The sequence below is a fragment of the Micromonospora tarensis genome (assembly GCF_016803395.1).
In the GTDB taxonomy this organism is placed as follows: Bacteria; Actinomycetota; Actinomycetes; order Mycobacteriales; family Micromonosporaceae; genus Micromonospora; species Micromonospora tarensis.
Map to the genome: position 1 here is coordinate 13,689 of NZ_JAEVHL010000028.1, position 19,689 is coordinate 33,377.

Here is a 19,689-nt window from a genome sequence, read left to right on the forward strand (position 1 = left end):
ACCCGGTGCCGTTGCCGGATCAGGCGTTGACCGCCTCCGGCCGGTGGTCGGCGCTGCCCGCGCCGGTGTTGCCACCGGTGTCGGAGTCGGACATCGCGATGCCCTTGCGCTTGCTGAACACGATGGACGCCGCGATGATCAGCGTCGCGACCAGCGCGATGGTGATCCGCAGGCCCACGTTGCGGTCGTCGCCGACGCTCCAGGCCACCACGGCCGGCGCGATCAGCAGCGAGACCAGGTTCATCACCTTGATCAGCGGGTTGATCGCCGGGCCGGCGGTGTCCTTGAACGGGTCACCGACGGTGTCACCGATGACCGTGGCGGAGTGCGCCTCGGAGCCCTTGCCGCCGTACGCGCCGTCCTCGACCAGCTTCTTGGCGTTGTCCCAGGCCCCACCGGAGTTGGACAGGAAGACCGCCATCAGGGTGCCCGCCCCGATCGCGCCGGCCAGGTACGCCGCGAGCGCGCCGGGCCCGAGGCCGAAGCCGACCGCGATCGGCGCCAGGATGGCGAGCAGGCCGGGGGTCATCAGCTCGCGCTGCGCGTCCCGGGTGCAGATGTCGACGACCTTGCCGTACTCCGGGCGCTGGGTGCGGTCCATGATGCCGGGCAGCTCACGGAACTGCCGGCGGACCTCCATCACCACGGCGCCCGCCGAGCGGGACACCGCGTTGATGGCCAGCCCGGAGAAGAGGAAGACCACCGCCGCGCCGATGATCAGGCCGACCAGGTTGCGCGGGTTCGCCACGTTCAGCGAGTTGAGGATCTCGTTGCCGACGTCGCCCACGCCAGCCGTCGCGTACGCGCTGCGGAGCGAGTCGGTGTACGAGCCGAACAGCGCGGTCGCCGCGAGCACCGCCGTGGCGATCGCGATGCCCTTGGTGATCGCCTTGGTGGTGTTGCCCACCGCGTCCAGCTCGGTGAGCGTGCGAGCGCCGTGCTCGTCGATGTCGCCGGACATCTCGGCGACGCCCTGGGCGTTGTCGGAGATCGGCCCGAAGGTGTCCATCGCGACGATCACGCCGACCGTGGTGAGCAGGCCGGTGCCGGCCAACGCCACCGCGAACAGCGACAGCGTGATGGAGCTGCCGCCGAGCAGGAACGCGCCGAAGACGCCGGCACCGATGAGCAGCGCCGAGTAGACCGCCGACTCCAGGCCGATGCTGATGCCGGCCAGGATGACGGTGGCGGCACCGGTCTGCGAACTCTTGCCGATGTCCTGCACCGGACGCCGGTTGGTCTCGGTGAAGTAACCGGTCAGCGCCTGGATCGCGGCGGCCAGCACGATACCGATCACGACCGCGCCGATCGCCACCAGCCGGGGGTTGCCGGGCGCGTCGGTCAGCCCGCTGTCGAACTCACCGAAGGTTGCCGGAAGGTACCCGTAGGCGGCGATCGCCACCAGCACCGCGGAGAGCACCGCCGAGATGTAGAAGGCCCGGTTGATCGCGGTCAGGGCGTTGCGGTCGGACGCGCGCAGCCGGGTGATGAAGACGCCGACGATCGCGATCAGCACACCGATGGTGGAGATGATCAGCGGGAAGACCAGACCCTCCTCGCCGAACGCGGCACGGCCGAGGATCAGCGCGGCGACAAGCGTCACCGCGTACGACTCGAACAGGTCGGCGGCCATGCCGGCGCAGTCACCGACGTTGTCGCCCACGTTGTCGGCGATGGTCGCGGCGTTACGTGGGTCGTCCTCGGGGATGCCCTGCTCGACCTTGCCGACCAGGTCGGCGCCGACGTCGGCGGCCTTGGTGAAGATGCCACCGCCGACCCGCATGAACATCGCGAGCAGCGCGGCACCGAAACCGAAGCCCTCCAGCACGGTGGGCGCGTCACCCCGGTAGACCAGGACGACGAGCGCGGCGCCGAAGAGGCCGAGGCCGACGGTGAGGAAGCCGACCACGCCGCCGGTGCGGAACGCGATCTTCATGGCGCCCTCGCGGCCACCTTCTCGTTCCCGGGCGGCGGCGGCCACGCGCAGGTTGGCGCGGGTGGCCAACCACATGCCGGCACCGCCGATGAACGCGCTGAACAACGCGCCCACCACGAAGAAGAGCGAGCGGCCGACCTTCACCGCGACCTCGCTGCCGTCGGTGTCGTGCACCGGAAGCAGGAAGAGCAGTACCACGGCGATGACGACGAAGATCGCGAGGGTACGGAACTGACGGAGCAGGTAGGCCGAGGCGCCCTCCTGGACCGCCTCCGAGATCTCCTGCATGTTTGTGGTGCCCTTACCGGCAGCCAACACCGTCTTGGTGAGCGCGGCGGCGAAAGCGAGCGCCACCAGCGCGATCACCGCGGCAATGATGACGTAGGTGACATTGCTTCCGGTAAGGGAAAGCCCGCCGCCGTCGGCGGCCAAGGTCTCGGACATCTGTGTCCTCCTGTTACCGAACACTCGCGCCGGTGAGTGGAGACGCACCGACCGGCGCCTGGATGCGGACTCGCAAGCGCCGCGCCAACCCACTCCAGCGGACCAGCGATGACCACCCATACCCGCTGGCTGCGGGATGGATCACTTGCTGACAACCCGGGTACTGTAGCCCTCTCCAGTGTTGGAGGTCACACCCAGGTCCCACCGTGTCGTGATGATCTTCATCGCTGTGTTATGAAACGAAATCTGATATAGGGCCCGGTCCATGAAGAAAAGGCCGCATCCCCAGCGGGGACGCGGCCTACCAACTCGAACCTGTCAGCGGCCTACCGGCCACACCATCCGAACCTCGGTGCCGATGCCCTCGTCGACCGGACGCACCTGGAGGTCCTCCACGAAGCCGGCGAGCAACGCGAAGCCGACACCTGTGGTCAGCGCCTCGTCGGTGAGTGACTCGTTCGCCAACTCGTCCGGCGGCAGCGCGGTCAGACCGATGCCCGCCTCGATCGGCGCCCGGTCCACCACCCGCACCGCGTACGAGCCGCCGTCGGACATCTCCACCAGCACCGGGTCGGCCAGGCCGTACTGCCGGTGCAGGGCGACCGCGCGGGTGCACGCCTCGCCGATGGCCAGGCGCACCTCGTCCAGCAGGTCCTCCCGAACCCCGGCCCGCCGGGCGACGGCGACGCCGACCAGGCGGGCGGTGCGCACGTGCACCGGGGCGGGCGAGAACGAGAGCTTGACTGTCGCCATCACGCGCCGGCGCCCGCCGAGTCGGCGCTGATCGCCGCGTCGACCGTCGGGTGCAACGGAAACACCTGGTCCAGCGCGGTGATCCGGAAGATCTTGAGCAACGGCTCCTTGTCGCAGGCCAGGGCGAAGGAACCGCCGGCCGAGCGGAGCCGCTTGAGCGCGCCAACCAGCACGCCCAACCCGGTGGAGTCGAGGAAGTCGACCCGACCGAGGTCGACCACCACGTGACGAGCGCCACCGTCGATCAACTCGAGGAGTCGTTCACGGAGCCGGGGCGCGGTGTAGACGTCCACCTCACCACCGACCTCGAGCACCGTGTGCTCGCCCACGGTGCGGGTCGCCAGCGACAGCTCCATCGGTCCTCCTCGCCAGAGCCGTAAACTCTCGTGGGCATCTAACCACTACCGCCGGTGCGGCCTGCGGACGCCAGCGGAGGCTTCCCCTTACCCACCGGCCCGACTTTTCATCTCCGAACACCAGTGCGAGAGTGCAGGGCGTGACCTCCAACGACTTCGGTTCAGCGCGGCCCGCGCCGCGCCACGACCTGGAGTCGCCGTCCGCGGCCACCGTATCCGCTGATTCCCGCCCCGGGCCAACCCCGGCCGACCTGCTGCGCCGGCTGCGGGCCCGGGGTGCCGCCGACCCGGTCACCCACGTCGAACGGGTGCCGGCCCGCGCCGGGGTGCCCGCACCCTGGCCGTCCTGGGCGCCTGCGGAGCTGCGCGCGGCGTTCACCCGACGCGGCGTGGTCGCGCCCTGGCAGCACCAGGCCGAGGCGGCCGACCTGGCGTACCGGGGCGAACACGTGGTGGTCGCCACCGGCACCGCGTCCGGCAAGTCCCTGGCGTACCAGCTCCCGGCCCTGGCCACAGTGCTCGCCGACCCCCGGGCCACCGTGCTGTACCTGGCGCCGACCAAGGCGCTCGCCGCCGACCAGCTGCGCGCCGTCGCCGCGCTGGAGCTGGAGGGGGTACGCCCCGCCTGCTACGACGGGGACACTCCGCGCGCCGAGCGGGAGTGGATCCGCCGGCACTCCCGGTTCGTGCTGACCAACCCCGACATGTTGCACCACGGCATCCTGCCCGGGCACGCCCAGTGGTCCGGCTTCCTGCGCCGCCTCGCGTACGTGGTGATCGACGAGTGCCACACCTACCGCGGGGTGTTCGGCTCGCACGTAGCGCACGTGCTGCGGCGACTGCGCCGGCAGTGCGCCCGGTTCGGGGCCACCCCGATGTTCGTGCTCGCCTCGGCGACCTCCGGTGACCCGGCCACCGCCGCCGCCCGGCTGACCGGTCTGCCGGTGACGGCTGTCACCGAGGACGCCTCCCCGCGTGGCGGGGTGACCTTCGCGCTCTGGGAGCCGCCGCTGCTGCCACCCGACCCGGGCTCGTCGTCCCCACCGGCGACCAACCGTTCTTCGGCGCCCCGCCGCTCTTCGGTGCCCGAGCCGCTCGACGGCGACGACGCCTCCCCCTCGGTGCCCCCGCAGGCGGACGGTGGTCATGACGACCTCCGGCAGGTCCGCCGGTCGGCGCTGCGGGAGACCGCCGACCTGCTCGCCGACACGGTCGCCGAGGGGGTACGCACCCTCGCGTTCGTCCGGTCCCGCAAGGGCGCCGAGGTGGTGGCCGCCAACGCCCGCCGGGCGCTGGACGACGCGGTGCCCGGGCTCGGCGACCGGGTGGCCGCCTACCGGGGCGGCTACCTGCGCGAGGAGCGGCGGGAGCTGGAACGGGCCCTGCTGCACGGCGACCTGCTCGGCCTGGCCTCCACCAACGCGCTGGAGCTGGGCGTGGACCTGGTCGGGCTCGACGCGGTGCTGATCTGCGGCTACCCGGGCACCCGGGCGTCGCTGTGGCAGCAGGCGGGTCGCGCCGGACGCTCCGGGCAGGAGGCCCTCGCGGTGCTGGTGGCCCGGGACGACCCCCTGGACACCTACCTGGTGCACCACCCGGAGGCGATCTTCGGCGCGCCGGTGGAGGCGACGGTGCTCGACCCGGCCAACCCGTACGTGCTGGCGCCGCAGCTCGCCTGCGCGGCGGTGGAGGCCCCGCTCACCCCGGCCGACCTGGCGCTCTTCGGCGACGGGGCGAAGGAGGCGGTCGACGAGTTGGTGGCGGCCGGGGCGCTGCGCCAGCGGCCCACCGGTTGGTACTGGCGGCACCGGGAGCGGCCCGAGGTGGACCTGCGTGGCGAGGGCGGCGCCCCGGTCTGCGTGGTGGAGTCGTCGACCGGCCGGCTGCTCGGCACGGTCGACGGCGGCTCGGCGCACTTCCTGTTGCATCCCGGCGCTGTCTACCTGCACCAGGGCGTCTCGTACGTGGTCGACGACCTCGACCTCGCCGACGGGTGCGCGCTGGTGCACGCCGAGGAGCCGGACTGGTCCACCCACGCCCGCGACGTCACCGACCTGTCCGTGGTGTCGGTGCGCTCCTACGTGGACGCCGGTCCGGTCGGCATGTTCCTCGGCGAGGTGGACGTGACCAGCCAGGTGGTGTCGTACCAGCGGCGGCGGATCGCCACCGGCGAGGTGATCGACACCCGGCCGCTCGACCTGCCCACCCGGGAGCTGCGCACGGTGGCGGTCTGGTTCACCCTGTCACCGCAGTCGTTGGCCAACGCCGGGGTCCAGGCGGCCGACGTGCCGGGTGCGCTGCACGCCGCCGAGCACGCCGCGATCGGGCTGCTGCCGCTGATGGCCACCTGCGACCGGTGGGACATCGGCGGCCTCTCCACCGCGGTACACCCGGACACCGAGGCACCGACCGTCTTCGTCTACGACGGACACCCGGGCGGCGCCGGGTTCGCCGAGCGGGCGTACGGGACGGCGTCGGCGTGGCTGCGGGCCACCCGGGACGCGATCGCGGAGTGCGGCTGCGAGACCGGCTGCCCGTCGTGTGTGCAGTCGCCGAAATGCGGCAACGGCAACAACCCGCTCTCCAAGCCGGGGGCGATCCGGGTGCTCGACGTGGTGCTGGCGAACCTGCCCGGGTGAGCAGGTTGCATGAACCGGCACGGCACGGGGCACAATGGTGTGGGAGCGCTTCCATCGATGCCTATGTTGCTGATCGTTTCCCGTTCCCGAGGAGAAACCGTGGCCGACACCATCGCCGAGACCGTCGACCTGCTCTACACCATCGACCAGGAACACCTCACGCTCGACCAGCAGATCGCGCTTGGGTCCGCGCTCGCCGCCCTGGCTCAGGCGGAACGGCTGGAGCAGATCAACGAGCGGCTACGGGGCATCCACCAGGTCCTGAACACCTGGGCGCTGCGCGCCGCGACCACCGTCGACGGCCGCTGACGACCCATTCCGGAGCAACACGGGCACCAAGACCACTTGATGCCGGGTAGTCGTCTGACCGCCCCGACGACTACCCACCATCAACTGATCATGGACAGCGGGGAGCATGACGGTCGGCGGGCTGTGCGAGACTCCGGCGCACCAACCCGGAGGAGTTTTTATGCAGCTCGACAACTTGCAGAGCCAGCACCAGTTCCACATCCGCCAGCGACTGCGGATGATGGTCAACCAGTACGAGGTCCGGGCGGTCGCCCCGGACGGCAGTGAAGGTGAACTGCTGGCGTTCGCGCAGCAGAAGCGGCTCGCCTTCAAGGAGCAGGTGACCATCTACACCGACGACTCCAAGCAGCAGCCACTGCTCGGCTTCAAGGCCCGCCAGCGCATCGACCTCGGCGCCACCTACGACGTCACCGACGCCGCCGGCAACCCGATCGGCCTGTTCCGCAAGGACTTCGCCCAGTCGCTGCTGCGGTCCACCTGGCACGTCGAGCAGGCTGGCCTGCCCCAGGTGACCGGCCAGGAGCGCAGCATGCCGGTGGCACTGCTGCGCCGGTTCGTCGACTCGCTGTCCTGGCTGCCGTACCACTTCGACTTCACCACCGGTGGCCAGCCGGTCTTCACTGTGGTGAAGAAGTGGGGCCTGCGCGACAAGTACGTCGTCGAGGTGCAGCACCCGCAGATCGACCGCCGCCTGATCATCGCGATGGCCGTCGCCCTCGACGCGCTCCAGGCCCGCTGAGACCACCCGGCCCACGGGCCACTTACCCGTCGACCTCCGGCCGGGACAGGCCCTCAGCCCAGTCCCGGCCGGAGGTCGTCGGTGCCGGCCGGAGGTCGTCGGTGCCGCCCGCTGGCGGTGGCTCGACCAGCCCATCGGGGTGGGGTTCGGATGCCCTGTGAGCTGATGTCGTCAACGCATCGCGTCGATGTCGTAAGCGAATCAGCTCCACAGCACCCACTGTCCGGTATCAAGGCACCCCGCTCACTCCGCCGCCCGCCGACCCACCTCGCTCACTCCGCCGCCCACCGACGCATCCCACCCCCGTCCAGCGCCCACCGACGCGCACGCGACTTTCGATCAGCGGGCACCGATGCGTCGCGTTCGCGCTCAACCGCGTACCGGGCCGGCGCGGGCGGTCGAGGTGGCGACACGGTGCAGACCGGGAAGTGGCGTGAACGCCACCTCGACGGTCACCAGCACGTCCAGCCCGTCGAGGTGACAGCCGACCAACCGACCAGCGTTGCGGCCAGCGATGTCGGACGCGGACGCGCACGCCATCGCGTCGCCGTCGAACGCCCGAGCGGCCCCGGCCAATGCCCCGAGATCCGCTGCTACCGCCGCCCGTTGGCCGGCCAGCCCGGCGGCGGCGATGGCGGCGCCGAACGTTCCGAACAGGACGAAGCCGAGCCCGAGCGCCAGCAGCAGCAGAGTCGCACCGCCTCGCTCCGCGTCGGGGCGGCCCCGGTCGGGTCGCGCGGCGGCTGGTCCGTGAGTGGTGCGAGCTGACGTACCGACAGTTTGGCGCACTACCAACCGCCCTCTCCAACACCCGGTTCCACGGCGGCGACGGCGGTGGCGACCACGGTGATCCTCGGTAGTCGGCCACCCAACGTCCGGACGGGCGCGCGTACCGTCGCTCGCACCCGATCGCCGTCGACGGACACCGACACCGCTGCCCCCGGGGGCGACGCCCGCCCGCCCTCCGCGCTGCCGTCCCCGCCACGGGCGGCGGCGAGCGCCGCCTCCCGGGCCGCGTGCAGGCAACTCGCCTGTGCGCTGACGGCGTTGACCGCGGTCAGGCCGGCCAGCAGGAGCAGGAGCAGCGCCGGCAGGCCGGCCGCCAGTTCGGCGGTGAACGACCCTCGCTCCCCACCGGCGGCCCGTCGGACGGCGCGCCACGCCCGCCCGTTGGCACCTGCCAGCCCACGAGTGCTCGGCCGTGGCTCGCGGCCGACCCGCCGGCGCTCGATCACTTCAGCGCCCGGTCGATGACAGCGGTCAAGGCCGACTGGACGTTGCCGGAGGTCAGCACCTTCAACAGGATCCCGGCGAAGGCGACTGCGGCGAGTGTGCCGACGGCGTACTCGGCGGTGTTCATTCCGGCGTCACCGCGCAGGCGACCGATCAGTTTGCGCATGGTTTTTCCCTTCTCGATGGGTCAGAGCACGTCGCCGAGAACGGCGACGATCACCGGCACCAGGCCGGCGAGAATGAACGCCGGCAGGAAGCAGAGCCCCAGCGGCAGGACGATGAGCACCCCCGCCCGACGGGCTGACGCCTCGGCAGCGGTGGCCCGGTCGGCACGGAGGTCGTCGGCGAGCCGGGTGAGCGCACCGGCCAGGGCCGCGCCGCTGTTGGCCGAGCGCAACGCCGCCGCGGTCAAGCGCTCCGCGCCGGGCACCCCATCCAGCGCGGACCACGCCTCCGTCGGGCCACCGCCGAGCAGCAGTGTGCGGCCGACCCGGGCCAACCGTCCGGCGAGCGGCCCGTCCACTGCCTCGGCGACGGCCAGCACCGAGCGATCCACCGGGGCACCCGCCCGCATCGCCGCCGCCAGCAGGTCGGCGGCGAGCGGCAGATCCGCGGCCTCCTGGTACCGCCGCTTGCGCACACCGGGGGGCTCGATCTGCCGGAGCAGGAAGTCCAGCAGGAACGCGGTCGGAGCCGCGGCGAGCAGCCCGAACCAACCCTCGACGACGACGGCCACGGCGAGCCCACCCAGCGCCGCCGCGAGCCGGATCGCGTCCGGCCGACGCCGTAGGGCAAGACTTCGCCTGCCCTGGCTCGCCGAGCCGGGCGCGCCCGCCGAGTCGTGTGCGCTTGCGAAGCCGCGCTGGCTCGCCTGACCGCGTCCGCGCCCTGAGCGGATTCCGCGACCGGAACCGCGCTCGTTCGCTGGGCTGCGTTCATTCGCTGGGCTGCTTACGTTCGCTGGGCTGCGTCGGCCCGCTGGGCCTCGGGCCATCATCCGGCCCGCCCCGGTGTCGCCCCCAACCGCTCGGCCCAGAGCAGGCCCACGACCTGGAGTGCGACCGCGGTGACCGCGCAGGCGCCGCCGACAGTGCTGTGCAGGAGCACCGCCATCGGGTCGACGCCAATTCCGTAGCCGAGCCCGATGCCGCCGATGGGAAGCGCGGCCAGCAACCAGGCGGTGGCCCGGGCACCAGCGGCCTGCGCCGCCGCAGCGGCCAGACCCCGGTCGGTCGCGCGAGCGTCCGCCTCGATCCGCTCGACGAGGTCCGCCAGCGGCGCGCCGGTCCGGTCGGCCAGGCGCACCGCCGCGGCGGTGAGTTGGCGCAGCCGGTCCGACCCGTCGTGCTGCTGGGCGGCGGCCCCAAGGGCGTGCGGGACGGGCATGCCCGCTCGAAGGTCCGCCGCGAGGCCGCACAGTTGGTCCAACCCGCGTCGTCGGACCCGCTCGCCCCTCCGGTTCATCCGCCAGCGCCGCACGGCCCGCACTGCCAACGTGCCGTACCCGGCCATCGCGACCGCCGCCACCGGCCCACCGAGCACGGCACCGACACCGGCTCCGAGCAGGCCGACCAGCGGCAGCAGCCGGGGTGTCGAACGCGCGGTACGAGTCGACACCGGCGCGATCAAGGCGTCTGGTGCTCGGTCGACCGGACCGACGTGCCGGTGGTCCAGGTGCTCGGTGGCCCCGCGCTTTTCGGCGACTGTCACGCTGGGCGCGCCGCCGCGACACTCCGGCTCGCGCGCTGCGCGCACCTCGACAGTGGGTAACTCGCTGCCGTTGCTCGGGCCGTTCGCCGCCTCGTCGCCAACACCGATCGTGGTCGCCGCCGCAGCCAGTCCAGCCTGCCGTTCCTTAGCCGAAGTCGTGACCTCCGGTCGGGCGGTGCCGCCCGGGCGTCGGGGATCGCGCCGCGTCGGCGGGCGGGTCGGGCCTTCGGGACGCGTGAACCCGCCCGTCGCTTCGAACCAGTTCGGGCTGCCGGTGACGTCCCGGCTGGGCCAGCCGAGCGCCGTCCTCCTCCCGCTGGCATTCGCGGTGAGGTATGGCCGTTGGGCGATGCCGACCGGGTGACCCGAGGCCGCGCCGGCACCGCCGTCAACCGGCCCGTCCGGCGCGCGGCCGAGTTCCCTGATCCACTCCACCAGAGCGTCATCCGGATCGACACCACCGCTCGTCCGCCCCGTCGCCAGAACCCGGCGTCGACGGAGTCGGATGCTCTGCACGGGCCACGCCACCAGCGCGGCGGCGGCCAGGAGCAGCGCCGCCACCAGCACCGTCTCGCCGGTCATGCCGGGCCCGCCGATCCCGGCCACGGGGTGCTGAGGATCGGCGGCACCGCCACCCCACGCTCCCGCAGGAGTGCCCGAGGGCTCGGGCCGCCAGCCCGAGCCCGCTGCCGCGAACCCAGGCGGGCACCACGGTCACCAACCGTTCGGGCCCCTCGGGCAACAGCAGGCAGACCGACTCCAGGACGCGTCCCCGGTCGCCGCGCCGTACCTGGAAGAGCACCTGCAACGCGGCGGCCACCTGGGCGTGTAGCGCCGCGCGCGGCAGCCCGCCCAACATGCCCAGCGCCTCCAGCCGGGCCGGCACGTCTGATGGTGTGTTGGCGTGCAGCGTGCCGGCGCCTCCGTCGTGGCCGGTGTTCAGCGCGGCCAGCAAGTCGACCACCTCACCGCCCCGGCACTCCCCGACCACCAGCCGGTCCGGACGCATCCGGAGCGCCTGGCGGACCAGGTCGGCGAGGCTGACCACGCCGCTGCCCTCCACATTGGCGGTACGCGCTTGGAGGCCCACCACGTGCGGATGCCCCGGACGCAACTCGGCGGCGTCCTCCACCAACACGATCCGTTCGGTGGCCGGCACCATCCCCAGCAACGTGTTGAGCAGGGTCGTCTTGCCCGAGCCCGTGCCACCGGTCACCAGATAAGCCAGCCGTGCCGCGACGACGGCGGCAAGCAGTGGTGCCACCGGTCGCGGCACCGTCCCCTGCCGCACCAACTCGTCGAGGGTGAACGGCCGGTGCCGGAACGTTCGCAGCGACAGGTAGGGGCCGTCGGTCGCCACCGGCGGCAACACGGCGTGCAGCCGGGTGCCGTCGGGCAGCCGCGCGTCCGCGTACGGGGAGCCGTCGTCGAGCCGCCGCCCGGCATTGGCGATCAGTCGCTGCGCCAACCGGCGGACGTCCTCCACCGTGCCCACCGGAACCGCGACCTGGTGCAGCCCCGACCCCCGGTCGACCCAGACCCGGGCGCCGTTGACGAGGACGTCCGTCACCTCCGGGTCGGCGAGCAGCGGTGCCAGCGGCCCGGCGCCGACGAGGTCGTCACGCACCCGGTCGGCGATCCGCAGCACTGTGGTGTCGCCGAGAACCGCGGCGGCGGGTTCGGCCCGCACCGCTGAGACGATCGCCGCCGAGGTGACCGGGGTGGTAGCGGCGGCGATCCGCTGTCGGACCCGAGCGGCGAGAGTGCGTCCTCCGGCCGGCCGCTCATGCCGCACCCGTCGCCGGCGCACCGGTGAGGTCGGCGACGATCCGCTGGCAGAGTGCGGCGAGCGGGCCCTTGCCGCCGGCGGCGGGAGCCTCGCCCCGCTCCAGCCCACGGCAGAGCCCCGGCTCGGGGCGCAGCGTGCCGGCCAGGGGGAGGCCGAGGGCACGGGCCACCTCGGTAGCGCGCAGGCGGCCCGGGGCGGGCCCGCGCACCACCACCGAGAGCGCACCGCAGTGTGGGGCGGCGGCGGCCACCACCCGGGCGGCCGCCGCGGTGGCGCGCAACTCTGCCGGAACGACGACGAACGCGTGGTCGGTCGCCTGCAACGCCACCACTGCCGCGTCGTCCAGTTGTCGGGGCAGGTCGATGACCACGAAGTCCCGCCCACGTCGGGCGGCGTCGACGGTCGCCGCCATCGCCGTCGCCGGCAGCGCCAGCATCTCGCCCCGGTCCCAGGAGAGCACCACCAGATCGCCCCTGCTGGGCAGCGCCCGCACCAGCGCCGGGGCGTCGACCCGGCCGTCGGCACCGGTGAGCGACGGCCAGCGCAGGCCTTCCAACTGCTCCCAGCCGAGCACCAGGTCGAGGCCGCCACCGAGTGGATCGGCATCAACCAGCAGCGTGCGCAACCGGGCCCGGGCGGCGGTCACGGCGAGACCACCGGCGAGCACACTCGCCCCCGCACCGCCCCGACCACCGAAAACGGCGACGATTCGGGCCCCGACGCCGTCCGGACGATCCGGATCGTGCTCGGCGAACCGGTCCACCAACCACGACTCCGCGGCGGGCAGCATAGCCACGTGCTCGGCCCCGATCAGGTCGGCGACCTGCCACCCGGGGTCGAGCTGACCAGCCCGACCAACCAGCACCAGCCTGGGTCGCCTGGGCAGGCGGGCACGTAGACACGCCTGCGCCTGATCGGCCCCGAGCAACACCAGTGGCGCGGGAAGCCAACGGGTACGGGCGGCCGCTGGGTCACCGGCGAGCTCCACCTCGGTCCCGCCGGCGGCGGCGAGCCGGAGCACGTCATCGAGCAGTTCGTCGTCGCCGGTGACGACCAGCGGAAGCCGGCGGATCGGTGGAACCGAGGTACGGGATGGCATCGCGGCCTCCAGCGGTCGGGCTCTGGTATGCCGTCGACAGTGCTCGTCACCCCGCCCCACGGACCTCCCCGACCGGGTTGCCTGTGGACAACCCGGTGGGCTGTGGACAACGCCCGCGGAGACAGTTGATCTGCTACGAGCGCGGGCATTTCCGCAGCTCGCAATCGCCGGGAAATGCGTCGGGCCGCTCCCCGAAGGAAGCGGCCCCGAGAATCAGCGGTCAGCCGACCCGATCGGTCCAGGCGGTCTCGAGGATCACCTGGTACGCGCTGATCCGGGTGGGCGACAGCGTCAGCCGCTCGTGCGCGAGCAGTTCGCCCGTCTTCGGCGCAAAGACCAGGAGAGACTGCGCGGCATGATCGCGGTCGTCGAACGTGACCGCGACTCCCTTCCGGCCGGCGCGGTCGGTCACCTGCCCCCGCCAGCGAAAGCCGGGCACGTCGGCGAGGACCCGCAGGATTTCCGCACGGGTCGCCCGCGGTACGACGTACCGCGCGTAGAGCGTGCTGACCTCCTTGCTCGCCGCGCCCCCGCCGTATTCGACCTTCAGCAGCTCCCGCAGCTCGGACGGATCGGCCGACGGCGGCCTGACCTCCATCGGCGGCAGCGGAATGAGGGTGGGAGCGGGGGTGCCGGCCGGGCCTGGTCGCGTCTCGTGCGCACGCTGCCAGTAGTCCCGAGATTCCTGGTCCGGGTACTGCGGTTCCAGTTGGGTGTCGACCTGGTAACCGGTCCCGTCGGCGGCCTGCCAGACCTTCGTCTCGTCAGCGAAGGCCACGTGGTGGCGGCCGTCGGCGGAGGTCATCACCGGGTCGCCCCACACCTTCGTGTGGTGATACATGTAGCGCCCGCTCCGGTTGTCGTACCCGGCGTTGACGACCGTGTCGGCGAGCGCACGCAGGCGCGGGCCGGCGGCCGGCGGATCAGCGGCGAACTGGTACGCGACCGGCACGAGCACCGAGCCCGGCACCACCCCCGGGTCATCCGGGCGCTGGGGTGTGGGCCCGCCGAACGGCTGGAGGACCGCTACGGCACCGGCCGCGACCGTCAGCGTCCCGGCCGTCAGAACCAGCCGACGACTCGGACGTGCGCGGCGACCTCCAACCACCGGCCCGTCCGCTTCGGCCCGGTCGATCAGTTCGCGCGCCGAGACCAGCGCAGGCCCGACGGCGGTGGTCCGGGCCGGGTCGGCCGCGAGGAGGGTACGGGTGCGCTCTGCTCCGAACATCACAGGTCCTCTCGAATGGTCACCAACATCCGGCGGTGCCGAGACTCCACGGGCCGGTCAGACATCGCCTCGGCGAGGCGGCGGCGGGCGCGGTGCAGGCGCACCGCCGCGGTCGTCCGGGCGCAGCCCAGCACCGTGGCCGCCTCGGACACCGTCAGCTCCTCCCAGCCGACCAGCCGGAGAATCTCCTGATCAATATCGTTGAGGACGGCCAGGGCAGCCTGAACGTCGGCGACTCCGACGGTCGCATCGGCAGCTGAGGATCTGGCCAGCCGCGCCAGGTCGACATCGGCGATCGGCAGGAGGTCCGGGGCGGCACGCCTCGACCGCCACTGGTTCGCCAGGAGACGCCGGGCCACCCCGTACAGCCAGGGCAGGCTGCGGTCCGGAACCTCGCCCCGCCGACGCCAGGCGACGACGAAGACCTCCTGAGCGAGCTCCGCCGAGGCATCCGCGTCACCGAGCCGGCGCAGGCCGTACCTGACAATGTGCGCGTACTCGGCGGCGTAGAGGCTGGTGAACCAGGCCTCGTCGCGTTTCTTCGGTGGACCCACCCAAACCCCCACTGCCTCGGTGACCCTCACCCTGGTTTGTGTCGCGACGGGGCCGAGGATTACCGCCAGGCTGACTTTCGCCGGCCGACACGGGCGCACTCGGCCTCGTCAGGGCGAACGGTGAACGAGTCGCAGGCGGACGCTGTGCCGCCTCAGGCAGCCGGCTCGTCGATCTCCGCAGGTTGTCCGAAGGGTCGGCGCCGACTCAGAAGAGGGTCAGCTGGGACGGGTCATTGAGCAGGTGGCCAGGCTGACCGGGCGCGCGGTGAGAGCCGGTCGCGCCCCACCCGCTCTCACCGTCGGGCTCAAGGTGCGGCGGCTCAAGGCTTCCCTTCAGCCATTCACCGAGCCAGTCCAAGAGAGAGATGCCTTCCGCGTAGAACGAGTGTTCGGCGAGGCCCGAGTTCGGGTCGTAGCCCCACATCATCGCTCCCCGGCCCGCGCAGTCGACATACGAGTATATCGCACAGCCCCAGTGGGCGATCGGCAGCAAGCCGGCGGGTTCTCGAGGGTTAAGCCGATCGACAGTGGTACGCCCCAGATCGTCAGTGCAACCGCCCGCGACGCCTAGTACGGGACCGAAGCCACCATTGGCAACCTCCAGGTAGATGCGTCGGAGCAGCGGCGGCAGCGGATGCCCGAGCACCCGTTCGGCGTCCTCCACCGCCTGCACAGGGGCGGGCTCCAGCGGCGGCAGCGGGTCGACGGCGTCGGCTGCCAGCGCGGCAAGGTGCTCCTGCGAACCACGTTCCACCAGCCAGCGGGTGTTCTCAGGCATGGGGTTCACCACCCAGACGCCGTTCGCGTCGAGGCAGCCAGGTCGGATGTACACGTCGTCGCTGTAGTCGCGAGCTGCCACCCGAGCGGCGATGCCCCGGAACACGTCGTCTTCGCGCATCCGCCCAGTGTCCTCCGCCGGTCAGTCCGACCGAGGCCGGCCGAAGGCCGCCAGCCGGGCATGTCCTCCGCCACCTGATCCGCGACACCTCAGCGCGCTGATCGCGGCAGGTCAGGAGGCCTGGGCAGCAGGATCGCTTGTCGCCACGACGGCGTCAATCTCGAACTCGACCGACCACGCCGGGTCGATGAAGCGGGACACCTCGACGAAGGTGCATGCCGGTCGTATCTGATCGAACCGTTCGCCATGGGCGCGCGCCGCGTCGCGCCATTGGGTGATGTCAACGAGCATGACTCTGGTTCTGATGACGTCAGCGAGCGTCGCACCGGCCTCGCGCAGCGCCTGCTCGGCGATATCCAGGCAGCGAACCGACTGGGCGTACACATCTCCCGGACCGGCCGTGCCGCCGTCGTCCGCGATCGGCGCGGTCCCGGCCACGGACACGTACTGCCCGATCCGCACGGCTCGAGAGAAGCCGATTTCCGGCTCCAGCGGTGAGCCTGAACTGACCAAGCGACGCGAGGAGGACATGGGTCGTAGCATCGCAGAGCAGCGATCATCCTGATGCCCCCGCCGTGCCGCTGCCCGGCTTCCTCCTGGCCGCGCTCCGCGAGCCGCACACCGCTGCCGACAATCCGGACCCTCGCACGCTCGTCTTCCGCGACCGGGCAGACCGCCCGCTTGGCCGGTCGAACGTTCCGGTGTCGGATCTGGCTGCCCTCGCTGGTTCGCTCCGGGCTGCTCCAGCCGGTCGCCGACACCGGTACGCACCGGTATCGCGTTGCGTGGCCCGATCGGGAAAGTGTCGGGGATCCTGGAGACGAGGACAGCCTGTGACCAGCGGTGGAGCGCTTCCAGCGAAAAGGGACGACCCCCGTCGGGGGGAAAGTGACCTGAGGTAGCAACGAGTGTGATCCGGTGCCATACCGCGTGAGCAGACGTATTGGTCGTGCTGTCGAGCATGATCGAGATCCGCCACGCGGTATGGCGTTCGCTGACGATCCGCTGACCTCAAGGGTGAAGCGCTGCGGGCGCCCGAGGACGGCCGGAGGCCGCCCGCAGGGCAGTCCGCGAGCGCGTGCGCTCAGTTTGCGATCCTCGCCTTGCAAGATCAAAGCTTCTGTCGGCCAGTGCCGGGGATCGCCGCTGGCCTGCTCGCCGTGTCGCCCGTCGTCGCTCTCGGACCACGTTTGTCGATCGGCTTGGCTGTGCGTCGCTGTACAGCCAAGACCTCTTCGTCCCGATCGCGGATGTGGGGCACCTTGTGGTGTCATCCACTGCCAAGTAGTGCCGTTGGTCGTGGTGGACGCGCCGATGGACGACGAACTACTTCAGGTCTTACCGGTCGTGCCGCTGCTTCCTCGCTGCCTCTACCACGCACCCCGCAGGCATCTCTCTGACAGGCCAACCCTCGCAGGGATTCGTCAAGGGCAACCCTTCATGGGTTAGTCCAGGATGGTGTGTAGCAGTGCTGCGACGCCTACGGACACGGTGAAAGCATCAACTGGGCCGCCAGCGAGACTCGCGACAGTCCCCGCAGCCGCTGTGAGGGCACCAATGACAGCCCAGCGTAGCGGCAGTCGCCGGGGTGCCTGCTCGTAGTGATCCACTTGATGATTCTGCACGTTCCCAGCCTGGCGACGTAGTCTGGACACGCCACAACCTCCTTCGTACGGACGACGGGATGATGAGCGGTCGGCCCTCGGGTGATAACGCATCCGGGGGCCAAAGTCGTCTGTGGAGCAGCAGCTCGTCGCTGCCCTGCTGACAGGTCAAGTAGAGCAGCGTGCCCGGAGCGCTGGCGGTAACGTTCGCGGGGTTCTAAAACTGAGGGATGCCTCGTGGCCCGGAGAGTGAAGCAGACCGGCTGCTCATCGAAGCCCTCGCGCTGGAAGGCCTCGATGTCTCGGTGTTCCAGCTGGAGCGCTGGCGGAGGCAGGGACTCGTCCCGCGAAACCTACGTCGCTCTCTTGGGAGGGGGAAGGGCTCGGTCTCCGTCGCGCCGCCGGACGCCCTGGCCAGAGCTAGGACAGTTGCTATGGCGGGTTATCAAGGCTTCAGTACCCCCATAACGTGGTGGACTACTTTTATCAAGTCGCAGACCGGGATGACGTAGAACTGCTGTCGCGAATTCCTGAGGCAACATTTAGAGCCGCGCTAAATGCCTCGCTCTCGCTTGAGGATCGTGGCAGTTCTTCATCTGAAGATGATGCCTACGCCATCTCACTTGACGAGGCAATGGCCGACAAATTCATAACTGCTTGTATTCGAACTTTGAATAAGAGGGTGTCAAGGGCCGAACTCGAACAGATGCGCACCTCATACCAGCATGTGCTGGCCGCAAAGCGCTTGGGCGTCGATGCTGTTGGTGCTGATTTGATCGAGGAAGCGGTTGTCGTCATGCGATGGGCGCCTGAGGGGACAGCGCGCGATGTCGTGGACTATCTTGCGGCAATTTTTTGCCCTTTGGAAGATCGGCTCCAAGTTTTCCGCAACGCCTCCTATGAAGAAATTCTCGTTACGGCTGGGCCTGCATCGGCGATCTGGACTGGTGCGGTGCGCTTTCGAGATCTGCTGGAGCCTCACTTCGGTTGGGTTGTGGAAATTCAGAGCACCTACATTCGGCCAGTGTTGATGCACTTGGCAATTCTTTCTGAAGGCTGGATCGCGGATCGCACCTTGGCCACCGTCCAAGCACCCGGGTTCAGGGCTAATCGAGCCGCCGATCGCCGTCTTATGCATTCGCCGCAGACGGCCAGGTAGGCTGGTGCTGCCTGTATCGCAACCAGTCGTCGGTGGTCGACTATCCACTTGTGGTTCATCGCTGAGACTCTGCGAACTACTCGATTGCTTTTTGTTCGAGCTGCGCTTTTCCTGCTATCAGCATCGCGTGAATCGCGGCCGGCGAGATCGTTATGGAATCCTCGCCACGTCGGCGAACTATGGAGACGAAAGCCCCTTCGATTCGGCCGTCGACTATTGTGCCATGAACCAGGAACGGCTTGTCCCGGTCAGGTTGCGGAGGAATGTCCACTAGTAGCAAAGCTTTACCGTTGCAGGGGATGACATGCACCCCTAGGCCACGTATAACAGGGAATACGCGAAAATCAATTATGCTCCTATAGCGCTCCGGCGCAGTCGCTTCAAGTTCCACTGGAGTCACCTTGGTGACCACGTCTCGACCGGATCGCCGCTTCGTCCTTAGACCAATTATCAGCATCCCTCCAGCCTCGGAGTTTGCGAAGCGAGCGGCGTCCTGCGCTAGTTCTACCTTCCCCGCCTCGGTCTCCAATTTGTAGGCTTGGCTCTTTGCTTCCATCCAAGAGGACTCAGCAAGCCCCACTAGCGATTCTGCTTTGCCTGCCAAGAGGAGGCCCTTTGCTGCTTGGCGGCTTCTCGGATCATCCCCTACGGGGAGTGGAATGAAAGCAGCAAGCCGGACTTCCCCCACAAAGGTGGCTACATCCGCGATGGCAACGTGCTCGCTTGGGACCTTGAAGACAACTTCCCACCCCTCCTCACCTGCAAGGACGTATAGGAGTTCATACGCGGTCGAGTCAAGGAGTCGCGCGATCCTTCCCTCGAATTCATGTTCATTCAAGTTAAGAGGCAAGCCCTCAAGAAAGATGTTCAAAACCACTCGACACGCGTTATCGAAACCGACGCGAAAATCTTCTTCGTTGATCTCAATCGACAGTCCGCCAGTGAGTCCAGTGTAGTAGTCATCAGGGTTCCGATAGCGTGACAGCGGGTCTAGGCGGACGGTCCTCCAGCGTGCATCGCTCTTATGTTTGAGGATGAAGGGAATAAGTTCCGCCACTTCAACGAACCCTTTTCCGTTGAAATCGAACGTAAGGTCCACGGGTGCTATTGCGTATGGAATGCTTACGGCTATTGGCGAAATCTCGACGCCGTTTTGTAACTGGAGTCGGTAGGTTTGGGGAGAGAATTCCGCTGCGGCAGCCATGGTGGTAATCCTGGCAGATGAGGCAGATGGCTAGC

18 protein-coding genes and 1 pseudogene are annotated in these 19,689 nt (G+C 70.0%); 4 read left to right on the forward strand and 15 right to left on the reverse strand.

Annotated elements, in window-relative coordinates:
• Positions 1 to 19: 19 nt before the first annotated feature.
• From JM949_RS09140 to JM949_RS09150, 3 genes are all read right to left on the reverse strand, one after another.
• Complete coding sequence (locus tag JM949_RS09140) at positions 20 to 2,380, reverse strand: sodium-translocating pyrophosphatase (RefSeq protein ID WP_203147993.1); 2,361 nt, start codon at positions 2,378 to 2,380, stop codon at positions 20 to 22.
• Positions 2,381 to 2,698: 318 nt separating this feature from the next.
• The gene (locus tag JM949_RS09145) at positions 2,699 to 3,136 is read right to left on the reverse strand and encodes an ATP-binding protein (RefSeq protein ID WP_030334228.1); all 438 of its coding nucleotides are present in this window, start codon (positions 3,134 to 3,136) and stop codon (positions 2,699 to 2,701) included.
• Positions 3,133 to 3,489 (reverse strand): STAS domain-containing protein, encoded by a 357-nt coding sequence (locus JM949_RS09150; RefSeq protein ID WP_203147994.1) that lies wholly within the window; start codon positions 3,487 to 3,489, stop codon positions 3,133 to 3,135. Before JM949_RS09150 ends, JM949_RS09145 begins: the two co-directional genes overlap by 4 nt.
• A 140-nt stretch (positions 3,490 to 3,629) precedes the next feature.
• Here JM949_RS09150 and JM949_RS09155 point away from each other — a divergent pair, with 140 nt between their 5' ends.
• The 3 genes from JM949_RS09155 (at position 3,630) to JM949_RS09165 (ending at position 7,176) form a co-directional block, all read left to right on the forward strand.
• On the forward strand, positions 3,630 to 6,128 hold the full coding sequence (locus tag JM949_RS09155; protein ID WP_407664718.1) for a DEAD/DEAH box helicase: 2,499 nt from the start codon (positions 3,630 to 3,632) through the stop codon (positions 6,126 to 6,128).
• 99 nt (positions 6,129 to 6,227) lie between these two features.
• The gene (locus tag JM949_RS09160) at positions 6,228 to 6,437 is read left to right on the forward strand and encodes a hypothetical protein (RefSeq protein WP_203147995.1); all 210 of its coding nucleotides are present in this window, start codon (positions 6,228 to 6,230) and stop codon (positions 6,435 to 6,437) included.
• Between the two features lie 160 nt (positions 6,438 to 6,597).
• Entirely contained in the window at positions 6,598 to 7,176 is a 579-nt protein-coding gene (locus JM949_RS09165) for an LURP-one-related/scramblase family protein (RefSeq protein ID WP_203147996.1), read from the forward strand.
• Between the two features lie 369 nt (positions 7,177 to 7,545).
• On the opposite strand, the gene JM949_RS09170 is transcribed toward JM949_RS09165, so the two are convergent.
• The 11 genes and pseudogenes from JM949_RS09170 to JM949_RS09220 all read right to left on the reverse strand — a co-directional run bounded on the left by JM949_RS09170 (position 7,546) and on the right by JM949_RS09220 (position 16,218).
• Positions 7,546 to 7,971 carry an Rv3654c family TadE-like protein gene (locus JM949_RS09170; protein WP_203147997.1) on the reverse strand — a complete coding sequence of 142 codons (426 nt, stop codon included), beginning with the start codon at positions 7,969 to 7,971 and terminating at the stop codon, positions 7,546 to 7,548.
• A complete protein-coding gene (locus tag JM949_RS09175) occupies positions 7,965 to 8,360 on the reverse strand; it encodes a TadE family type IV pilus minor pilin (protein ID WP_203148013.1) in 396 nt (131 codons plus the stop codon). The genes JM949_RS09170 and JM949_RS09175 overlap by 7 nt, the downstream gene beginning before the upstream one ends.
• A 47-nt stretch (positions 8,361 to 8,407) precedes the next feature.
• Entirely contained in the window at positions 8,408 to 8,575 is a 168-nt protein-coding gene (locus tag JM949_RS09180) for a DUF4244 domain-containing protein (protein ID WP_151492073.1), read from the reverse strand.
• 21 nt (positions 8,576 to 8,596) lie between these two features.
• Entirely contained in the window at positions 8,597 to 9,178 is a 582-nt protein-coding gene (locus JM949_RS09185; RefSeq protein WP_309232083.1) for a type II secretion system F family protein, read from the reverse strand.
• Positions 9,179 to 9,402: 224 nt separating this feature from the next.
• The gene (locus tag JM949_RS39035) at positions 9,403 to 10,701 is read right to left on the reverse strand and encodes a type II secretion system F family protein (RefSeq protein WP_309232084.1); all 1,299 of its coding nucleotides are present in this window, start codon (positions 10,699 to 10,701) and stop codon (positions 9,403 to 9,405) included.
• A pseudogene (locus JM949_RS09195) lies at positions 10,698 to 11,914 on the reverse strand (TadA family conjugal transfer-associated ATPase). Before JM949_RS09195 ends, JM949_RS39035 begins: the two are co-directional and overlap by 4 nt.
• Positions 11,904 to 13,007, reverse strand: a complete 1,104-nt coding sequence (gene ssd / locus JM949_RS09200) for a septum site-determining protein Ssd (protein WP_203147998.1) — start codon at positions 13,005 to 13,007, stop codon at positions 11,904 to 11,906. The pseudogene JM949_RS09195 and the gene ssd overlap by 11 nt, the downstream one beginning before the upstream one ends.
• Before the next feature lie 220 nt (positions 13,008 to 13,227).
• Complete coding sequence (locus tag JM949_RS09205) at positions 13,228 to 14,235, reverse strand: CU044_5270 family protein (RefSeq protein ID WP_203147999.1); 1,008 nt, start codon at positions 14,233 to 14,235, stop codon at positions 13,228 to 13,230.
• Positions 14,235 to 14,789: an RNA polymerase sigma factor gene (locus JM949_RS09210; RefSeq protein ID WP_203148000.1), complete on the reverse strand. Its 555-nt coding sequence runs from the start codon at positions 14,787 to 14,789 to the stop codon at positions 14,235 to 14,237. Before JM949_RS09210 ends, JM949_RS09205 begins: the two co-directional genes overlap by 1 nt.
• Before the next feature lie 205 nt (positions 14,790 to 14,994).
• A complete protein-coding gene (locus JM949_RS09215) occupies positions 14,995 to 15,687 on the reverse strand; it encodes an SMI1/KNR4 family protein (protein ID WP_203148001.1) in 693 nt (230 codons plus the stop codon).
• Positions 15,688 to 15,798: 111 nt separating this feature from the next.
• Positions 15,799 to 16,218: a RidA family protein gene (locus JM949_RS09220; protein WP_203148002.1), complete on the reverse strand. Its 420-nt coding sequence runs from the start codon at positions 16,216 to 16,218 to the stop codon at positions 15,799 to 15,801.
• Between the two features lie 1,542 nt (positions 16,219 to 17,760).
• Between JM949_RS09220 and JM949_RS09225 the strand changes: the two genes are divergently transcribed.
• Positions 17,761 to 18,450, forward strand: coding sequence for a hypothetical protein (locus JM949_RS09225; protein ID WP_203148003.1), 690 nt, complete (start codon positions 17,761 to 17,763; stop codon positions 18,448 to 18,450).
• Positions 18,451 to 18,526: 76 nt separating this feature from the next.
• Here the strand turns inward: JM949_RS09225 and JM949_RS09230 are convergent, their stop codons facing one another.
• The gene (locus JM949_RS09230) at positions 18,527 to 19,654 is read right to left on the reverse strand and encodes an AlbA family DNA-binding domain-containing protein (protein WP_203148004.1); all 1,128 of its coding nucleotides are present in this window, start codon (positions 19,652 to 19,654) and stop codon (positions 18,527 to 18,529) included.
• Positions 19,655 to 19,689: the final 35 nt, after the last annotated feature.

What these genes read in the sequence shown, in the direction of transcription:
- JM949_RS09220 (WP_203148002.1), bottom strand. Translation starts at nt 16,218, where the DNA reads ATGTCCTCCTCGCGTCGCTTGGTCAGTTCAGGCTCACCGCTGGAGCCG.
- JM949_RS09180 (WP_151492073.1), bottom strand. Translation starts at nt 8,575, where the DNA reads ATGCGCAAACTGATCGGTCGCCTGCGCGGTGACGCCGGAATGAACACC.
- JM949_RS09215 (WP_203148001.1), bottom strand. Translation starts at nt 15,687, where the DNA reads ATGCGCGAAGACGACGTGTTCCGGGGCATCGCCGCTCGGGTGGCAGCT.
- ssd (WP_203147998.1), bottom strand. Translation starts at nt 13,007, where the DNA reads ATGCCATCCCGTACCTCGGTTCCACCGATCCGCCGGCTTCCGCTGGTC.
- JM949_RS39035 (WP_309232084.1), bottom strand. Translation starts at nt 10,701, where the DNA reads ATGACCGGCGAGACGGTGCTGGTGGCGGCGCTGCTCCTGGCCGCCGCC.
- JM949_RS09205 (WP_203147999.1), bottom strand. Translation starts at nt 14,235, where the DNA reads ATGTTCGGAGCAGAGCGCACCCGTACCCTCCTCGCGGCCGACCCGGCC.
- JM949_RS09230 (WP_203148004.1), bottom strand. Translation starts at nt 19,654, where the DNA reads ATGGCTGCCGCAGCGGAATTCTCTCCCCAAACCTACCGACTCCAGTTA.
- JM949_RS09165 (WP_203147996.1), top strand. Translation starts at nt 6,598, where the DNA reads ATGCAGCTCGACAACTTGCAGAGCCAGCACCAGTTCCACATCCGCCAG.
- JM949_RS09140 (WP_203147993.1), bottom strand. Translation starts at nt 2,380, where the DNA reads ATGTCCGAGACCTTGGCCGCCGACGGCGGCGGGCTTTCCCTTACCGGA.
- JM949_RS09150 (WP_203147994.1), bottom strand. Translation starts at nt 3,489, where the DNA reads ATGGAGCTGTCGCTGGCGACCCGCACCGTGGGCGAGCACACGGTGCTC.